Annotated in this window: 15 protein-coding genes; 3 read left to right on the forward strand and 12 right to left on the reverse strand. The window is 63.7% G+C overall.

Annotation, left to right across the window (positions count from 1 at the left end):
* Positions 1 to 50: 50 nt before the first annotated feature.
* The 11 genes from AAFM92_15905 to AAFM92_15955 all read right to left on the reverse strand — a co-directional run bounded on the left by AAFM92_15905 (position 51) and on the right by AAFM92_15955 (position 11712).
* Positions 51 to 1037, reverse strand: a complete 987-nt coding sequence (locus AAFM92_15905) for an aldose epimerase family protein (GenBank protein ID MEL7301861.1) — start codon at positions 1035 to 1037, stop codon at positions 51 to 53.
* Positions 1037 to 2959, reverse strand: a complete 1923-nt coding sequence (locus tag AAFM92_15910) for a beta-galactosidase (protein MEL7301862.1) — start codon at positions 2957 to 2959, stop codon at positions 1037 to 1039. The genes AAFM92_15905 and AAFM92_15910 overlap by 1 nt, the downstream gene beginning before the upstream one ends.
* On the reverse strand, positions 2956 to 3786 hold the full coding sequence (locus AAFM92_15915) for an SMP-30/gluconolactonase/LRE family protein (protein MEL7301863.1): 831 nt from the start codon (positions 3784 to 3786) through the stop codon (positions 2956 to 2958). Before AAFM92_15915 ends, AAFM92_15910 begins: the two co-directional genes overlap by 4 nt.
* The gene (locus AAFM92_15920; protein MEL7301864.1) at positions 3779 to 4384 is read right to left on the reverse strand and encodes a 2-dehydro-3-deoxy-6-phosphogalactonate aldolase; all 606 of its coding nucleotides are present in this window, start codon (positions 4382 to 4384) and stop codon (positions 3779 to 3781) included. Before AAFM92_15920 ends, AAFM92_15915 begins: the two co-directional genes overlap by 8 nt.
* Positions 4384 to 5292, reverse strand: a complete 909-nt coding sequence (locus AAFM92_15925; GenBank protein ID MEL7301865.1) for a 2-dehydro-3-deoxygalactonokinase — start codon at positions 5290 to 5292, stop codon at positions 4384 to 4386. The genes AAFM92_15920 and AAFM92_15925 overlap by 1 nt, the downstream gene beginning before the upstream one ends.
* Positions 5289 to 6050 carry an SDR family oxidoreductase gene (locus tag AAFM92_15930; protein MEL7301866.1) on the reverse strand — a complete coding sequence of 254 codons (762 nt, stop codon included), beginning with the start codon at positions 6048 to 6050 and terminating at the stop codon, positions 5289 to 5291. Before AAFM92_15930 ends, AAFM92_15925 begins: the two co-directional genes overlap by 4 nt.
* Positions 6047 to 8131: an alpha-galactosidase gene (locus AAFM92_15935; protein ID MEL7301867.1), complete on the reverse strand. Its 2085-nt coding sequence runs from the start codon at positions 8129 to 8131 to the stop codon at positions 6047 to 6049. Before AAFM92_15935 ends, AAFM92_15930 begins: the two co-directional genes overlap by 4 nt.
* 1 nt (position 8132) lies before the next feature.
* Positions 8133 to 8978, reverse strand: a complete 846-nt coding sequence (locus AAFM92_15940; protein MEL7301868.1) for a carbohydrate ABC transporter permease — start codon at positions 8976 to 8978, stop codon at positions 8133 to 8135.
* Positions 8978 to 9334 (reverse strand): MmcQ/YjbR family DNA-binding protein, encoded by a 357-nt coding sequence (locus AAFM92_15945; protein MEL7301869.1) that lies wholly within the window; start codon positions 9332 to 9334, stop codon positions 8978 to 8980. Before AAFM92_15945 ends, AAFM92_15940 begins: the two co-directional genes overlap by 1 nt.
* Positions 9331 to 10332 carry a sugar ABC transporter permease gene (locus AAFM92_15950; GenBank protein ID MEL7301870.1) on the reverse strand — a complete coding sequence of 334 codons (1002 nt, stop codon included), beginning with the start codon at positions 10330 to 10332 and terminating at the stop codon, positions 9331 to 9333. Before AAFM92_15950 ends, AAFM92_15945 begins: the two co-directional genes overlap by 4 nt.
* Positions 10333 to 10488: 156 nt before the next feature.
* Positions 10489 to 11712, reverse strand: a complete 1224-nt coding sequence (locus AAFM92_15955; GenBank protein ID MEL7301871.1) for an extracellular solute-binding protein — start codon at positions 11710 to 11712, stop codon at positions 10489 to 10491.
* A 189-nt stretch (positions 11713 to 11901) separates the two neighbouring features.
* Here AAFM92_15955 and AAFM92_15960 point away from each other — a divergent pair, with 189 nt between their 5' ends.
* A complete protein-coding gene (locus AAFM92_15960; protein MEL7301872.1) occupies positions 11902 to 12705 on the forward strand; it encodes an IclR family transcriptional regulator in 804 nt (267 codons plus the stop codon).
* 26 nt (positions 12706 to 12731) lie between these two features.
* Complete coding sequence (gene ugpC / locus AAFM92_15965) at positions 12732 to 13790, forward strand: sn-glycerol-3-phosphate ABC transporter ATP-binding protein UgpC (protein ID MEL7301873.1); 1059 nt, start codon at positions 12732 to 12734, stop codon at positions 13788 to 13790.
* 67 nt (positions 13791 to 13857) lie between these two features.
* Here the strand turns inward: ugpC and AAFM92_15970 are convergent, their stop codons facing one another.
* Positions 13858 to 14853: an ester cyclase gene (locus AAFM92_15970; protein ID MEL7301874.1), complete on the reverse strand. Its 996-nt coding sequence runs from the start codon at positions 14851 to 14853 to the stop codon at positions 13858 to 13860.
* 135 nt (positions 14854 to 14988) lie between these two features.
* Here AAFM92_15970 and AAFM92_15975 point away from each other — a divergent pair, with 135 nt between their 5' ends.
* Positions 14989 to 16038, forward strand: a complete 1050-nt coding sequence (locus tag AAFM92_15975) for an ABC transporter ATP-binding protein (GenBank protein MEL7301875.1) — start codon at positions 14989 to 14991, stop codon at positions 16036 to 16038.
* The last annotated feature ends 80 nt before the right edge of the window (positions 16039 to 16118 follow it).

The raw sequence follows: 16118 nt of genomic DNA on the forward strand, positions 1-16118 counted from the left end.
AACTGGTGTCGCGAGCCTAGCGCCGGACTTCGCCCGAAGTAAGCGGGATTTCAGGAGGCGAAGCTCCAGCGTGTGAGCTGGTGAAAGCGTTCTCCGGGGCGGTAGGCGATCTTTGGAAAATGCGCGTGCGTCGTGGCGCCCGGCCAGCGCTGCGCTTCGAGCGCGAGACCGGAATACCTGCCATAGGCGGCGCCATGATGGGTGGCGAAGCCTGCGCCGTCGATCGTGCCACAATCGTAGACCTGCAGGCCGGGGGCCGTCGTTTCCATGGTCATGCTGACCCCCGACGTGCCGCTCAGCTGCGCCACTTCATGGAGCGCGCGGTCGCCTTCGCAGTAGCAGTAATTCAGGTCGAAGAACTGCGAGGCGTCACCGGCTAGCTCCAGTCCGGCCCGTGCGTCGTAGGGTGTGCCATCCACGTGATTGAGCGTTCCGGTCGGCAGGAGGTCATCTCCGGCCACGAGGTAGCGACCGGCAGGAATGCGCAAGTTGTGGCCCTTGAAGCCCAGTCCGTCGAGCGCCCAGTAGCTGTGATTTGCAAACGAGAAGAGCGTGGGGCGGTCGCTTTCCGCGGTGATCTCGAGGGAGAGAGAGGCGCCTTCGACGGTGTAGATGGCGCGCACCCAGCGATGGCCCGGAAAGCCACCGACGCCGTCTTCGAGCCGAAGGATGAGCGACACTGACGACCCGGATTGCGCCTCGATATCCCAAACCTGCCTATGGCTTCCCGTGCGTCCGGAGTGAAGCGTATGCTTGCCCTCGAAATTCGTCTCGAACGCATGCGAGCGACCGGCGATGATCGCCTGCGCGCCCCTGATCCGGTTAACGACGGGCCCCATGACAGAGCCAAAGCTCTCCAGCGGCCCCTCGTAGGCGGCGAGGTCCGGTGAGCCGAGCGTCAACGGGCGGTCGAGACCAGCGAGGCGCACATCGTTGAGCACGGCGCCGTAGGTGAGGATTGTCGCCTCGAGAGCGTCACTGCGGATGGTGACGGCTTCGACTTGGCGCCTGTCTGTCGTCACGCCGAAAACAGGCATCAGAGCTTTTCCCAAAGGATGTCCGCCGCGCCGATCGTGCGGCCATCGAACGTCACTGGTTCGGCGCCGTAGTTGATCCAGAAACGGTGTTGATCGGTGTCCCGAACGCGGAGGCCCTCCGGCAAAGCCATAGGCGTCAATCCAGCTTTCTCCGCCAAGCGTCGGACGATGCGCGCCATGGCATCAGGATCGGGCCATCCACCGAGGTAGTGGCACTTTCCTGTGCCCACGAGCACCGGTTGGCCATCGGCGGTGAGCTCCTCCGCCGGGGCTGTGCCCTCGAGATGCTCAAACCACTTCCAGATCGCACCGCCTTCCGGAAGCGAAATCGGTTGGGCTGGCGGCAGGCTCTCGACCTGCGTGACCCGCGCATCGAGGCCCTCGATACCGGGCCCGAGTGGAAGGGCGATCGAGAGTTCCGGTGTTTTCAGTCCGGTCCGTGGCCCAAGAACCAGGGTTGCGCCAGATGCCCTGAGTACCGATTGCCGCGCGGCATCGATATGAAGGAGCCCGGGCGCGAAGATGAGCGTGTAGCCCTCAAATGAGGGCTGATCGGGGGGCACGATGTCTATGTTGAGACCAGCAGCCCGCAATGCGCGGTAGGTTTCGTAGACAAGATGGAAGTAGTCGAAATCCGCGCCTTGCGGTTGGGCTTCCCAGGCATAGGCGCTTTCGTAATCGAAAATCAGCGCGACCTGCGCCGCAGCGGTGCCGACATCCGGGAGCTCTTCGATCTCGCGCGCCACGGCAGCGGCCTCGGACTGGCCGGGAGCGGGCGCGTCATCCGGTAGGCGCAGCCCCGCGTGGTGCTGCTCCTGGGCGAAGGGTGCCTGCCGCCAGCGGAAATAGCACACGGTCTCCGCGCCGTGGGCAAAGGCCTCCCAGGCCCACAGCCGCACCATGCCGGGCAGCGGGGCGGGGTTCCACGGCGCCCAGTTCACCGGTCCGGGTTGCTGCTCCATCACCCACCAGCGGCCCTCGCGAGTTGGCGCCTTCTCACGCACGGCCCCGCAGCTGCGATAGAGATCATGGTGAAAGGCCTGAAAATCCGGATCGCCCTGCCGCGCGAAGCGCGCCTTGAACGCGTCCGGCGCATCGTTGCGGTCCATCAGGAAGCCCAGCGGGTAGCTGTCCCAGCTCGCGATATCGAGATCGGCGGAGACGTCGTAATGGTCGAAGGCCGTGATGCGGCCCATGAAGTTGTGGATGATCGGCGCGGCGGAATGGGCCCTGATCGCCTCGCATTGCACACGGTTGAAACGCGCCACCTGATCCGAGGAGAAACGCCGGAAGGCGAGGACATGGGCGGGATTGGGCTCGGTGACTGTGAGGTTCGGCAGGCCGATCTCCGAGAAATCACCGTACTCCATCGACCAGAAGACGTTCCCCCAGGCCCGGTTCAAAGCATCGGGTGATTGGTAGCGTTGCGCGCACCAATCCTGGAAGGCGGACTTTGCACTCGGAGAGTAGGAAAGCGCCGTGTCGTGGCAATCGTACTCGTTGTCCGTTTGCCAGGCCTCGACCGTGCTCCCGTATCGCTCGGCAAAGAGCGTTGCGATGCGGCGGGCTTCGTCCCGATAGCCGTCGTGAGAGAAGCAGTAGTGACGGCGGGAGCCAAAGCCCCGTGGCCGCCCCTCTGCGTCGTGGGCGAGCATGTCCGGGTGCTTCTCCAGCATCCAGCGCGGGGGCGTGGCGGTGGGCGTGCCGAGGATCACGCAGAGGCCGGCGTTCTGAAGCACCGCGATCGCGTCGTCGAGCCAATCCCATCGAAAGGTGTTCGGCTCAGGCTCGATGCGCGACCATGCGAATTCGCCGATCCGGACCCAGGAGATGCCCGTCTCGATCATTTCGGCGGCATCGCGCTCCCACATGGCGCGCGGCCAGTGCTCCGGGTAGTAGCACACCCCGATGGATCGTTTCACAGGATCACCTGGTATTCAGGCCGCCCAAGACCCGCATTTTCAATCATGTACGTCCTGCCTTCCGCGTCGCCCGTAAGCCCCTCCGCTGCCGTGGTCACGTAAAGCGTCGAGAGGTCTGGGCCGCCGAATGCAGGGCAGGAGCTTTGTGCCCCGCCCACGGAGACCGCCCGCAGGAAACGGCCGTCCGGCGCATAGCAGGCCACGCGCGCGCTGCCCCATTGCGCGTTCCAAATATTGCCGTCGGCATCGGTCACAGCGCCGTCGGGCCGGAAGTCTGTCCCGCGCAGGTCGATCAGTGTTTCGGCGGTGCCGTCCGGCCAGCCGTCCTCGGCCGAAAGCGGCTGTCGCATGATCCTTTGATCCTCCGTGTCGCACCAATACGCGGCGCTGCGGTCTGGGGCGAAACAGATCGCATTGGGCACGGTGATCTCGCCGTGAAGCTTGCGGAGGTGGCCGCGATAGAATCGGTAGATCGCGCCGGCGCCCGGCTCCAGCTTTACTCCCATCGTGCCGATCCAGAAGCCGCCCCACGGGTCCGCACGCCCGTCATTCGAGCGCGTGACGGGGTTTTCCGCCTCGAGTGGGACCAGCGGCTCGGATTCGCCACTGGCGATGTCAAAGCGGCTGAGCGCGCTCGCCGAGGCGATGAGGAGGGTATCGGCATCCACCCAGCCTGCGGCGGACACGTATTCCTCGAAGGGCCAGGTGCGGTCCCGCGTCCGCAGTTTCTTACCGATAATGTCGAACCAGAAGAGCTCTTGGCGTTCGGGATGCCAAAGGGGCCCCTCGCCGAGCGTGCAAGCGTGAGCATCGTAAATCTCAGCCATGGGCCGCCTCGAATGCCGACACGATCTCGCGGGCACGGTCGCCGACCTCGCTCGGAGACATGCCCGGCGTGTAGAGCGCCGAGCCGATGCCAAAGCCATCGGCGCTCGCGGCGAGCCAGTCCGAGAAGTTCTCTGGGCCCGCGCCGCCCACGGCGAAGACCTCGGTTCCCTTGGGCAGCACCGCCCGCAGGGCCTTGAGGCCGCCCGGGCCAGCCATATTGCCGGGAAAGAGCTTCAGCCCCGTCGCGCCTGCCGCGAGTGCAGCGAAGGCTTCGCTCGGCGTGAAAATCCCCGGCCAGGATTGCATGCCCGCGGCGCGGGTGGCTGAGATCACCGCCGGGTTGCAATTGGGCGCGACGATGAGAGCGCCGCCGGCACTCTTCACGGACGCGACCTCTGCTTCCGAGAGGACAGTCCCTGCGCCGATGAGCGCGTCTGATCCATGGGCTTCCGCCATGGCCGCGATGGAGGCCAAAGGCTCCGGCGAGTTGAGCGGAACTTCGATCCGGTCGATCCCGGCCTCGATCAGCGCAGCAGTGACAGGGACAGCCTCGGCTGGGGTGATGCCCCGCAGGATGGCGATGATCGGACGCGACATCAGGACCGTAACTCCTTGTAGGCTGCGTTGAGCCCCGCGAGCGTCATGGCCGGGCCGTCGGCAATGGTCGCTGGAACGGCCTGCGCCGCGAGGGCGTCTCCGTAGATCCGGGCGATGGCCGCCGCGCCGATGACTGCGATGTCGCGGCCCAGCCAATAGGGACGGGCCGCAGCGAGCTCTGCCCCGATGAGAAACCCGGAAAGGCGTGCGCGCGACGTCGCTCCGCCAAGATCGTGGAGCAAACTCTCGGCGCGCAGAGAAAAGAGCCGTGCCGCGAGCCGCTCCGGCTTTGAAATCGCGTCATCCACCGCCTCCGAGAATGCGTCCGCGTCCCAGCCCTCCGGCGCAACGGAATGCCGGAGCACGGAGTGGGTTGAAAGAAGGGCAAACAGCTCCCCGGTCATGGCGGTCTGAAAGCTCACGATTTCGCCGGCGCTCACCTCGACCCATTTCGTGTGCGTCCCCGGCAGGCACATGACACCATCCCATCCGGGATTGAGCGCAAGAAAGCCCGCGATCTGTGTCTCTTCTCCGCGCATGACGTCAGCGGGGGTTTCCTGCTTCACGCCCGGGATGATGTGCACGCGGAGCCGCGGATCGTTGGTCTGTGCTCGGGTAAAGCCCGACGGCCGGGCCGGGCAGGGGCATGCTGTGTACGGGGCTTCCGCCCAGCCCTGACGCGAGCCCACCATGCCGCAGGCGACCACATCGAGCGGCTCGGTGCCGAGCGACGGTGCGACGACCTCGAGCAATGCGCCTTCGAAATCGTGGCGCGCGAGGGCGGACATGCCCATGTCCGACCCGCCGGACCAAAGCGCCGTCCCTGACCGGCTCATGGCCCAGGCGCGCAGGTTGGAGGTGCCCCAGTCCACGGCGATCCAGTCAGCAGTTTGGACGGCGCTGCTCATCCGGTGACCACCACCCCGCCATCGATGACGAGCGATTGCCCGGTCATCATTTTCGCACTGTCGGAGGCAAGGAAGAGGACGCCGCCCGTGATGTCTTCGGGCGCCAGCGTATCCTTCAGGCATTGGCGTTCGAGATGCGCAGCAAGGCCCTCTTCGGTGACCCACATGTCCTTCTGTTTCTGGGTCAGCACCCAGCCGGGGGCGAGCGCGTTCACACGGATCTTTTCAGGCCCGAATTCGCGCGCGAGGCTGCGCGTCATGCCGTTGATCGCCGAATTGGCGGCCGTGTAGATCGGGTATCCGGCATTGCCCATCATGTAGCTGATCGAGCTGAAATTGATGATCGAGCCGCCGCCCTGCATCATGGCCTGAACGTGTTGGCATGCGAAGAAATATGCCTTGAGATTGATGGCGATCATCCAATCCCAGAAATCCTCGTCGACGGCAGAGGTCGTGTGGCGCTGATCATTGGCCGCGTTGTTCACGAGCACCTTGATGGGCCCATGCTGTGCCGCCGCGGCGTCCATCGAGGCCCGGAGAGCGGTAGTGTCGGTGATGTCGCCCTGGATGAAGAGCGGGCGGTTGCCGTGCTTATCCGCCATCTCGTCTACAAAGTCGCTCGCATCCGAGCGGCCGATGAAGGTCACCTTGGCCCCTTGGGCGAGGAACCCTTCCGTGAGTGCCGCGCCAATGCCTGATCCGCCGCCCGTGATATAGACGGAAGCGCCATCGAGATCGGGATAGTTCGCTGATGTCATAGGCGTTCTCCTTCCAGGACCCACATCGTGCAGGGATTGACGCAAGGCAGCGTGACCCCGTGACCCATGAGCCAGGCGCCGGATGTCTCGATGTCATCGTTCTTCAGGGCTGGCATACCACGGGATGGTCCCGGCGCCATATCGCGGCTGACAAGGCGCAGGCGGTAGCGTGCGTCTCGCTCGAGCTCCGTGAGCCTGAGAGGACGCGGCGCGATCTGGGTGGACGTGTCTTGCGTCCCAGCGAAGACCACGAAGCGTGCGCCATCCTGGGCGAGCTGTTGTTCTGCCAGAACGGCTGGGTCGGCGCTGTCGAGCCTCAGGATGCGGGCGCGGTGCATCCAGTCCCGATTGGCCTTGTACCACTCCGTGACCCGGCGGAGCACAGCCTCTTCGCGGGCATCAAGCTCTCGCGGGTCCATCTCGAAGCCCATGTGGCGCTGGGCGGCAACCCACGCGCGGAATGCGATGTCATGGACGCGGCCCGAGGTGTGGCAGTGCCTCGGGCCCACATGGGAGCCTGTGACGATCGACGGCAGAAAAAGAGCGGCGTCGTGTTGGATGCGCAGACGTTCGAGCGCGTCATTGGAGTCGCTGAGCCAGACGCGATGCGTGCGGCTCAAGATGCCGACGTCGATACGGCCCCCTCCGGATGCGCAGCTTTCGATTTCGACCGCCGGAAACCTCTGGCGCAGGTCGTCCAGCAAGGCATAGGTGCCGCGGGTTTGCGCTGCGTCCGGCAGCGGCAGGACGCGATTGTGATCCCATTTCACGTAGTCGATCTCGTGCGCGTCCAAAATGCCTGAGATTTTCTCGAAGAGGTGGGCGCGCACGTCTGGCCTCGCCATGTCGAGGACCATCTGCCGGCGGCCCAGCGTCTGATCGGCGGGGCCGAGCACCCAATCAGAGTGGGCGCGATAAAGATCCGAGGTTGGATTGATCATTTCGGGTTCGAACCAAAGGCCGAAATGCATACCCGACGCTCGGACATGGTCGATCAGCGGTGTGAGCCCGTCCGGCCATTTTCGGCGATCAATGTCCCAATCGCCCAGCGACGTGGTGTCGTCATCCCGCCGGCCGAACCAACCGTCATCGAGCACGAAGCGCTCGGCACCGAGGGCCGCGGCACGCGTCGCGATGTCCTTGAGCGTTGCGAGGTCGTGTTTGAAATACACCGCCTCCCAGCAATTGTAATGCACCGGCCGCGGGCGCGCGGGGGCCGGAAGCTCGAGGACGCGATCCCGAAGGTGGCTTTGAAAGGACGTCGCGCAGCCGTTCAGACCGTCTGGGGAGTAGGTGGCATAGAGGGTCGCGGTGCGAAAGCTCGTGGCCGGCGCGGTCTCCAGTCCGGGTGCGTGCCCAAACTGTATCTGTCGGCGCCCATCCGGCAGCTCCTCTGCGATCATCCTGTGCCCACCGGACCAGCCGTAGTGAAACGCGTGAGCATCACCACCCGTATTCGTCGCGCCGCGCCCGCGGACAATCAGCCCCGGGAAGTGCTCGTGCCCGGTGCGCCCGGTCCTGTTCTCTCGCACGCGCTGGCCCGGCGACCATGCTGTCTCGACGGCCTGAAACTCGCGGCACCAACGCCCTGCGAAATCGGTCATGTGGTCCGAGTGCTGCGATGCGGGGAAGACGGGCGCGGCCAGCCAGTGCAGGCGCATCGGTTCCGTCGCCTCGATCGCGGCCTCCGCCGTGATCATGTGCGTGGCGGCATCAACGGCGAAGCGCGCCGTATAGGTGAGGCCCAGATTTTCGTCTGAGTAGATGAGGTCGAGAGCATCCGCGGAGGGTCGGGCCTCTCGCTGGAAGGCAAAACTCGGCAATAACGGAGAGCCGTCGACCCCGTGGGCGATGAGCCCGGGATGACCCGGATAGGTCCGTGACGCCTCCGGGCAAATCGACAGATCGGGATTGGCATCAAGCATGCCGCCGCTCCGGTCGATGGCATGGGCATCAGCAAGCGCCCCGAGATCCTCGTTCATCGGAAGCGCATCGGCCCAATAAACGATCTCGGGAAGCCGACCCTCCCGCGCCGCCAGAACGAGGGTCTGTCGGGTCGTGTCTAGTCTCCAGGTCTGCAAGTTACTTCACGGCCCCGAGGGTGAGCCCTGCAATGAAGTGACGCTGCATAACGAAGAACATGACCACGGGCGGCACGGCGGCCAGAAGCGAGGCGGCGGAGACGAGATGCCAGTTGTTGACGAATTGGCCGTTCAGTGCCCGGACGCCTGCGGTGATGGGCTTCGCCTGTTCGCCCTGCGTGAGCACGTTTGCCCAGAAGAAATCGTTCCAGACGAAGGTAAATATGAGCACCGCGAGCGCTGCGATAGCGGGACGCACGAGTGGCAAGACGACAAACCAGAAGATCTGCCATTCCTTCACGCCCTCGACCCGCGCGGATTCGATGAGATCGAAGGGCAGGGCCTTGATGAAATTGCGCATGAAGAGCGTGCAGAAGCCCGTCTGGAACGCGGCATGGAAGAGGAACTGGCCCGCGATCGTGTCATAGAGCCCGGTTTGAACGGACATGTCACGCACCGGCACCATGAGGATCTGGAACGGGATGAAGTTGCCCGCCACGAAAAGAAAGAAGAGCGGCAGCGCCACGCGGAAGCGATAGATCGCCAGAGCATAGCCCGCGAGACACGCGAGCGTCACCGAAATGAGCACCGTGGGCACGGTGATGAGGACCGAGTTCAGGAGGTAGAGACCCGCCTGGCTCTGGGTGAAGACGGCGGTGTAGTTCTCGAACAGAACGAATTGCGAGGGCCATCCGAAGACATTGCCTGAATTGATGTCAGACCCAGGCCGGATCGACGTAAGAAAGATCGCGATGAGCGGGATGAGCCAGATCAGCAACGCCACCGGCAAGAAGGCCTGGTAGCTGATCCCTTTGGGGGAGGCGGCGGCGATGGGGCGTGGGAACATCAGGCGCTCCTTTCCGGCAATGCGTCGCGGACGGCCTTTTTCAGGCTCTTGCGAATGAGGTCGTAGGAGACATGGATACGGTGCTCGGCATAGCCACGGTCGGTGGAGCCGAAATCGAGACGGACCCAGCTGCGATGAAAATAGGGAGCCTTGATGGCCTCGCCGGCATCGATGAGCATTTGCGCGGTCTCGATGTCAGCGGTTTTCACCGACACACCGCCGAATTCCCCCTCGAAGTCACCGAAGCAGGCAAACATCTTGTCGCCGACCTTCCAGCTCACGAGCTCCGGCGGCTCAGAGTAACGCGCCCCGGGCAAGGCTGCGCACATGGCATCGACATCGGCGCGCGTGATCATCGCGTGCCCTTCTCGTCCTGATACATCCGCCACAGGAAGTAGGAGATGTAGATCAGCATGATCGCGAAGAGCACCACGGCCACCGCCGAGCCGTAGCCGTACCGCTCCCCGAACTCGGAGATGGCCACCTCGAACATGTAATAGGCCAGCACGTTGGTGGACCCGAAGGGCCCGCCCTGGGTCATGATCGCGATCATGTCGAAGCTTCGCAGCGCGCCGATGACGGTCACGACGACGGCGATAAACGTGGCAGGACGCAGCTGCGGCAGCACGACGTACCAGAGCATTTTCCAGCCCTTGGCGCCGTCGAGCCGCGCGGCCTCGATCTGGTCGCTCGCCACGTTGTTGAGCCCGGTAAGGTAGAGGATCATGCAATAGGCGATCTGCGGCCAGAGGCCGGCGGCGATGATGCCGTAGGTGGCCCATTCCGGCGAGGACAGGATATCGGGCGCGGGCCGCGAGCAGGTGAAGGTCACATTGCCGATGAAGTTCACCGTTTCTTCGCAAAAGAGCGCCTTCCAGACGGTGCCCACGACGCCGAAATCGGGGTTGTAAAACCATCCGAAGATCAGGCCCACGACGACCTGACTGATGACGAAGGGAAAGAAGAAAAGCGACTTGTAGAGCCGCATGCCCGGCACATCCTGATTGAGGAAGAGCGCGATCAAAAGACCGACTGGCACGGCCAGCATGTAGAGCACCAGCCAGGCGACGTTGTTGCGCAGCGAGGTCCAGAAGTTCGGATCGTCCCAAAGCTTCACGTAATTGTCGAAGCCGATATAGACGGCGGTGGAATTGCCCTGCGCGTCATAGAGCCCGTTCCACTCGAAGAGCGAGAGGTAAAGGCTCTCGAAGATCGGGATGACGACGTAGATCGCGAAGAAGACAAGCGCCGGTGCAAGAAAGAACCACGGTGCGATGGAGAGTTTGTTGCGCTTGACCCAGCCCGCTCTCGGCGCGGCGTCTACTGTCATCTGTGATGTGTCGGTGACGGCCATGGCAGGGTCTCCGTCTTGTTTGAGGGCAGATGAGACTTGGTCGTTGGCGGTTGGTGCGCAGTGCGCACCCTACGGAATGAGGCACGTAGGGTGCGCACTGCGCACCGCCGAGGGAAAACAGGGCGCGCGTCGCCACGCGCCCTGCCACGTCTGATCCTAGTAGACCTCGGCCTGAACGGTATCGAGGCGCTCGAGGATTTCCATCTTCTTGGACGGGTCCAGCATGAACTCCTGGAAGCCTTTCATGCCCTCGGAGGCCATGGCTGCCGGTGCGTCGCGGTCATAGAACTGCGCGAGGCCCGCCGCGGTGGACACCGTCTGGAAGCCTTCCTGGATGAACTTGTCATCGGACACCGTCGCCTCGGAGTTCGGCGGAAGCTGACCGATGGTCTCGTTCCACTCGGATTGCACGTCCGCACGCGCCACGAAGGCCAAGAACTTCTTGGCATCTTCGACGTTCGTTGCGTTCGTCGGGATGAAGAACGCGTCCGCCGGTGCTTCCTCGGCACGCGCCACTTCCGGGTTGATGGACGGGAACGGCATGTAGTCGATCTGGTCGTCGGTGAGGCCAGCATCCTTCATGGCGGCCACGGCGAAGTTGCCCATCACGTACATGCCGGCATCGCCATTCACGAACGGTGCCAGCGCATCCTGCCAGGACATGGAGGCGTGGTTCTCGACGAAGCCGCACTCGTTGATGAGCTGCTCCCAGTTCGCGAACGTCTGCACGATGCGCGGGTCCGTGTAGGCGATCTCGCCATCGGTCAGCGCGTTGTGCACGTCATAGCCGTTGGTGCGCAGGTTGATGTAGTCGAAGACGCCCGCCGCGGTCCAAAGAAACTGCGTGCCGATGGTGAAGGGGGTTACGCCCACTTCCTTCATGGCCGCGCAGCCTGCGAGCATGTCGTCCCAGCTTTCAAACTCTTCGAGACCGAGACCGTCGAAGACGTCCTTCCGGTAGTAGATGCCCCACTGGTAGTAGGAATAGGGCACACCGTAGGTGACACCGTCGCGCGTCATCGTAGGCTCGATGGCCGCAAACGTCTCGCGGAGGCCATTCTCGTCCCAGACATCATCGACGGACTGGAAGAGGCCAGTATCCGTGAAGGGCGCCATGCGGTTGCCCGGGTACCAGGAGGTCACGTCCGGCGCGTCCGCGGTCAGGAAGTTCCGGATCGCCGTCTTGTGGGCTTCGCGATCATTGATGTTGGTGATCACGTTGATGTCGGGGTTCTCTTCGGCGAACTGCGCGATGGCGGCCTCGAACGCGGCCTTGGGCGCCGGGTTCAGGTCATCGAAGTTGATCACGAGATCGCGCTGCTGTGCCACAGCGGGCACCGCGATGGCGATCGCCATCACGGAGGTGAGAATGGAACGCATGTTTTCCTCCCTATGCTTCCACGAAACCTGGCCTGTGAATTTCCATCGCGTCTCGCGAGGGTTTCACTATTTGAAACCAAGTTTTATATGTTGAAATGATAATCTCGACTCGCCTAGGCTTGTCAACTGTAGAGGTTGGTCACTCCAAAAGCCCCGAGACAGGGGCAGGGCCGTACCTCGGGAGGACAGATGAAAGACGCACACACCAGCACCGTGGGTGGTGCGGGCACCGTGGGCAAGGCCCTCGAGGTGCTCGACCAGGTCGCCAGCTTCGGCCGCCCCGTGCGCTTTGGAGAGTTGCTCTCCGCGTCTCGCTTCCCGAAGGCCACGCTCTACCGCTTCGTGCAGACGCTCACACAGGAAGGCATGCTGACCTTCGACGGGGAGCGCCAGACCTACGCCATGGGCGTTCGCCTCGTGCGGCTCGCCCACGCGGCTTGGGCCCAGTCTTCCCTCGCGCCTGTCGCGCGCCGTCATCTCGAGCGCCTTTCCCAGACGGTAGGAGAGACCATCCACCTCGCGCAGCTCGATCACGCCTCGGTGCTCTACGTCGACAAGGTGAGCGCGCACGAGCCTTTGCCCATGTTCTCGCAGGCAGGGAAGGTCGGGCCGGCCTATTGCACCGGCGTCGGCAAGGTGATGCTCGCCTTTCTCCCCGAAGAGCAACTGGCGCGGGTGATTGCCCAGCAGAGCTTCCATCGGTTCACGGAGCACACGCTCGCCTCGGAATTTGCCTTGCGGGAGGAGATCACGGAGATCCGGTCCCGCGGCTACGGCTTTGACCGGGAGGAGCATGAGCCGGGCATCATTTGCCTCGCCATGCCCATCCTCACCGTTCACGGACGCATGCTCGGCGCGCTTTCGGTGACCTCCTCCACGGCCCGCACAGATCTCTCAGCGCTCGAGCGCCATGCGCCCGCGTTGCGCGAGGCCGCACAAGCCATCGCCGAAGACGCCGCGCAGTGGCGCTTCCCCGAGCCCCAGTCCACCTAACCGGAATTCACAGCAGCGAGGCCAATATGACAGGTGTCACCCTCAACCAGGTCATCAAGCGCTACGGCGAGGTGCAGGTCATCCACGGCGTGGACCTCGACATCGCCGACGGCGAATTCTGCGTCTTCGTGGGGCCGTCCGGCTGCGGTAAGTCCACGCTCCTGCGCATGGTGGCGGGGCTGGAAGAGACGAGCGAAGGTCAGATCAATATCGGCAAGCGCGACGTCACCCATCTCGATCCGGCAGAACGGGGCGTGGCCATGGTCTTCCAGACCTATGCGCTCTACCCGCACATGACTGTCGAGGAGAACATGGGGTTCGGGCTCAAGATGAACGGGGTGGAAAAGGGCGCTATCGCCGAAAAGGTCAATGGCGCGTCGAAAATCCTGCGTCTTGACGAGTACCTCAAGCGGAAGCCGGCGGCCCTTTCAGGCGGTCAGCGGCAGCGGGTGGCCATCGGACGCGCCATCGTGCGAGGGCCGGAGGTGTTCCTCTTCGACGAGCCGCTCTCGAACCTCGACGCCGAACTGCGCGTGGAGATGCGGGTGGAGATCGCGCGACTCCATTCTGAGATCGGCGCGACGATGATCTACGTGACCCACGACCAGGTGGAGGCCATGACGCTGGCGGACAAGATCGTGGTGCTGCGTGCGGGTGTCATCGAGCAGGTGGGCGCGCCCATGGATCTCTACCGCGACCCGGACAACAAGTTCGTGGCAGGCTTCATCGGCTCGCCCTCCATGAATTTCGTGGAAGGCACTGTCGCGGGCGGCAAGATCGCCGTTCCCTCGCTCAAGGCCGATGCGGCGCTCAACGTGAGCCTTCCCTCGGAGGGGAGTGCGGTGCATCTCGGGCTGCGCCCTGAGCACATCACGATCGAGCGCGGAGGGTCGACGCACAAGGTGGACCTCACCGAGGCGCTGGGCGGTGTTTCCTATGCCTATCTCGTGGCAGAGAACGGCGAGCGCCTCATCGTGGAAGAGCGGGGCGAGGACCGCGTGAAGGCGGGGCAGACGGTGGGCGTGTCCTACGATGCCAGCCAAGCGCGCCTTTTCGATGCAAACACGGAGCAGCGTATCCGCTAGGCGCCCGCGTGACGTCGAAGCCGCCTGAACGCGCTTCGAAAGGCCCTAATGAGGCCCTTATCCGCGCTCAGTGGAGCGCGTTGGCCTCGGCTACGATGTCCCGGTCGGCCTGAAGAAAGAGGTCTATCAGATCGATGAAGACCCAGTTCTCCATGAGCTTCGCCCCCGCCACGCGGTAAAAATCCATCACGCGCATGGTCACAGGCCCGCCCGTGGCTTTAACGCCGAGGTAGTCCTGTGCAAACGTGGCGTGAATGGATGGCCAGCCGCCCATGACCGCGAAGGGCCCGTCACCGAAGCGGCAAAAGTGATTGCCGCCCTTTCGATCCGGGAAGGCCGTGAGAAAGGGCGCGCGGTGGTCCTGTACGAACCCTTCCCAGCGCGTGTTCGAACCGATCCCACCCGGGCCGTACCACATCATGTTGTCTGCCCAGACGCCGTCGGGCCCGGTTTGCCCGACCGAGTTCCACGTGCCGGGTGTGTAGGAGCCGAGCGTCGCCATCATCCGGTCCACGAGGTCGAAGGCGTCGGTCTGCGCGGGAGGCGGGCAGAGCCCGTCCTGCGTCGCAGGTGCGGGGAAGGTGATCTCGTCCCCGATGGAGCCGAGCGGCATGCGTCTCGCTTGGACCATGACGTCGATGAGGTCGAATATCACCTTCGCTTCGAGGATCTTTCCGGCATCGTCGAGGCGGTAGAATTCGCCCGAACGCAGGAAGATCATCGAGCCGGACGGCTTGATCCCGAAGAGCGGGGCAGTGAACGTGCCGACATAATGCGTGATGGTCGCGACCCAGCGCCCCTCTTCATGGAGCCGGTTCTTTCCCCCCACGAAGATGATATCCCGCCGCTCGACGTCGGAGAGCCCGGCCCTGAGCGGGGAAAAGAAGCCATCGATCACGGCCTGCGGTCCGACCAACCGATTCACGGGCTGCGCGGCGTCCCATACGCAGTCCGCACTGATATGGCGGTCTGCAGCCGAGGGATCGGCCAGAAGCTCCGCCAAAACGCGCCGGAAATCTTGGCGAAAATCGGTGCTCGCACCGCTGGTTTTTGAATCAAGCATCTGATTAGCTGTAGCTCGGAGGGAAAAGGGTTGGCAATTGCCGCTTTGAGCGGTTAGCGTTTTTTGCATACCATTGCAAAATGGTCGCGGGAGTTGGGAGGCTCGCGCGGAAACCTCGGGGAGACGAAACGGCAAATGGCTGAAATCAGGCTGGAAAACGTGTCGAAGCGATGGGGCTCCTTCGTGGGCGTACAGGATTTCGATCTGACAATCGCGGACCAGGAGTTCCTCGTGCTGCTTGGCCCCTCGGGCTGCGGCAAAACGACCACGATGCGCATGATCGCAGGTCTCGAGGATCCGTCGGGCGGGGACATCATGATCGACGGCAAGCGCGTCAACGATCTTGAGCCCAAGGACCGTGACATTTCCATGGTATTCCAGTCCTACGGTCTTTATCCCAACATGAACGTCTACGAGAACATCCGCTTCCCCTTGAAGGTGCGGAAGGTCCCGCAGGGCGAACATGACGAGCGCGTCATGCGCGCTTCGGCTATGGTGGAGCTCGATGACTTTCTCCACCGGAAGCCAGCCGCTCTTTCGGGTGGACAAAGGCAGAGGGTCGCGCTCGCGCGTGCGATCGTGCGCGAGCCCAACGTCTTCCTCATGGACGAGCCCCTTTCCAATCTCGATGCCAAGCTTCGCGTATCCACGCGCGCCCAGATCAAGAACCTGAGCCACGAGCTGAAGGTGACGACGATCTACGTCACCCATGACCAGATCGAAGCAATGACGCTCGCTGACCGCGTGGTCGTGATGAACAAGGGCGTCGTTCAGCAAGTGGGCACCCCGACGGAGATCTACGACAATCCGGCCAACACTTTTGTGGCGAGCTTCATCGGCAATCCGGCCATGAACCTCGTCGATGGCACGCTCAAGGGCGGCACGTTCGAAGCGAAGGGGATCAGTATCCCCGGGTTCAGTGGCCCCGATGGCCCGGTGACGCTCGGCTTCCGCGCCGAGGATGCGGAGGTGGTCGACAGCGGCGGGCAGCTCAACAGTCCGGTATACTCCATGGAGTTGCTTGGCGACGCGACGATGGTCAGCGTGCGCAGTGCCGGGGCACTTCTGAGCGTCAAGGCGCTCAAGGACTATCGCACCGAGATCGGTGCGCCCGTGAGCGTGTCCATCCCGGCGAGCATTTGTCACCTTTTCAGCGCCCAGGATGGCGCGAGGATCGGGAGCTGAAACGCTTCTGGAACCGGTGTGCCGCGCCCTGGGGTGCGGTAGCCAAAGCCGGAGCCTGTGCGGGAGGCGCAGCTCCACTC

The sequence above is a fragment of the Pseudomonadota bacterium genome (assembly GCA_038533575.1).
In the GTDB taxonomy this organism is placed as follows: Bacteria; Pseudomonadota; Alphaproteobacteria; order Rhodobacterales; family Rhodobacteraceae; genus Shimia_B.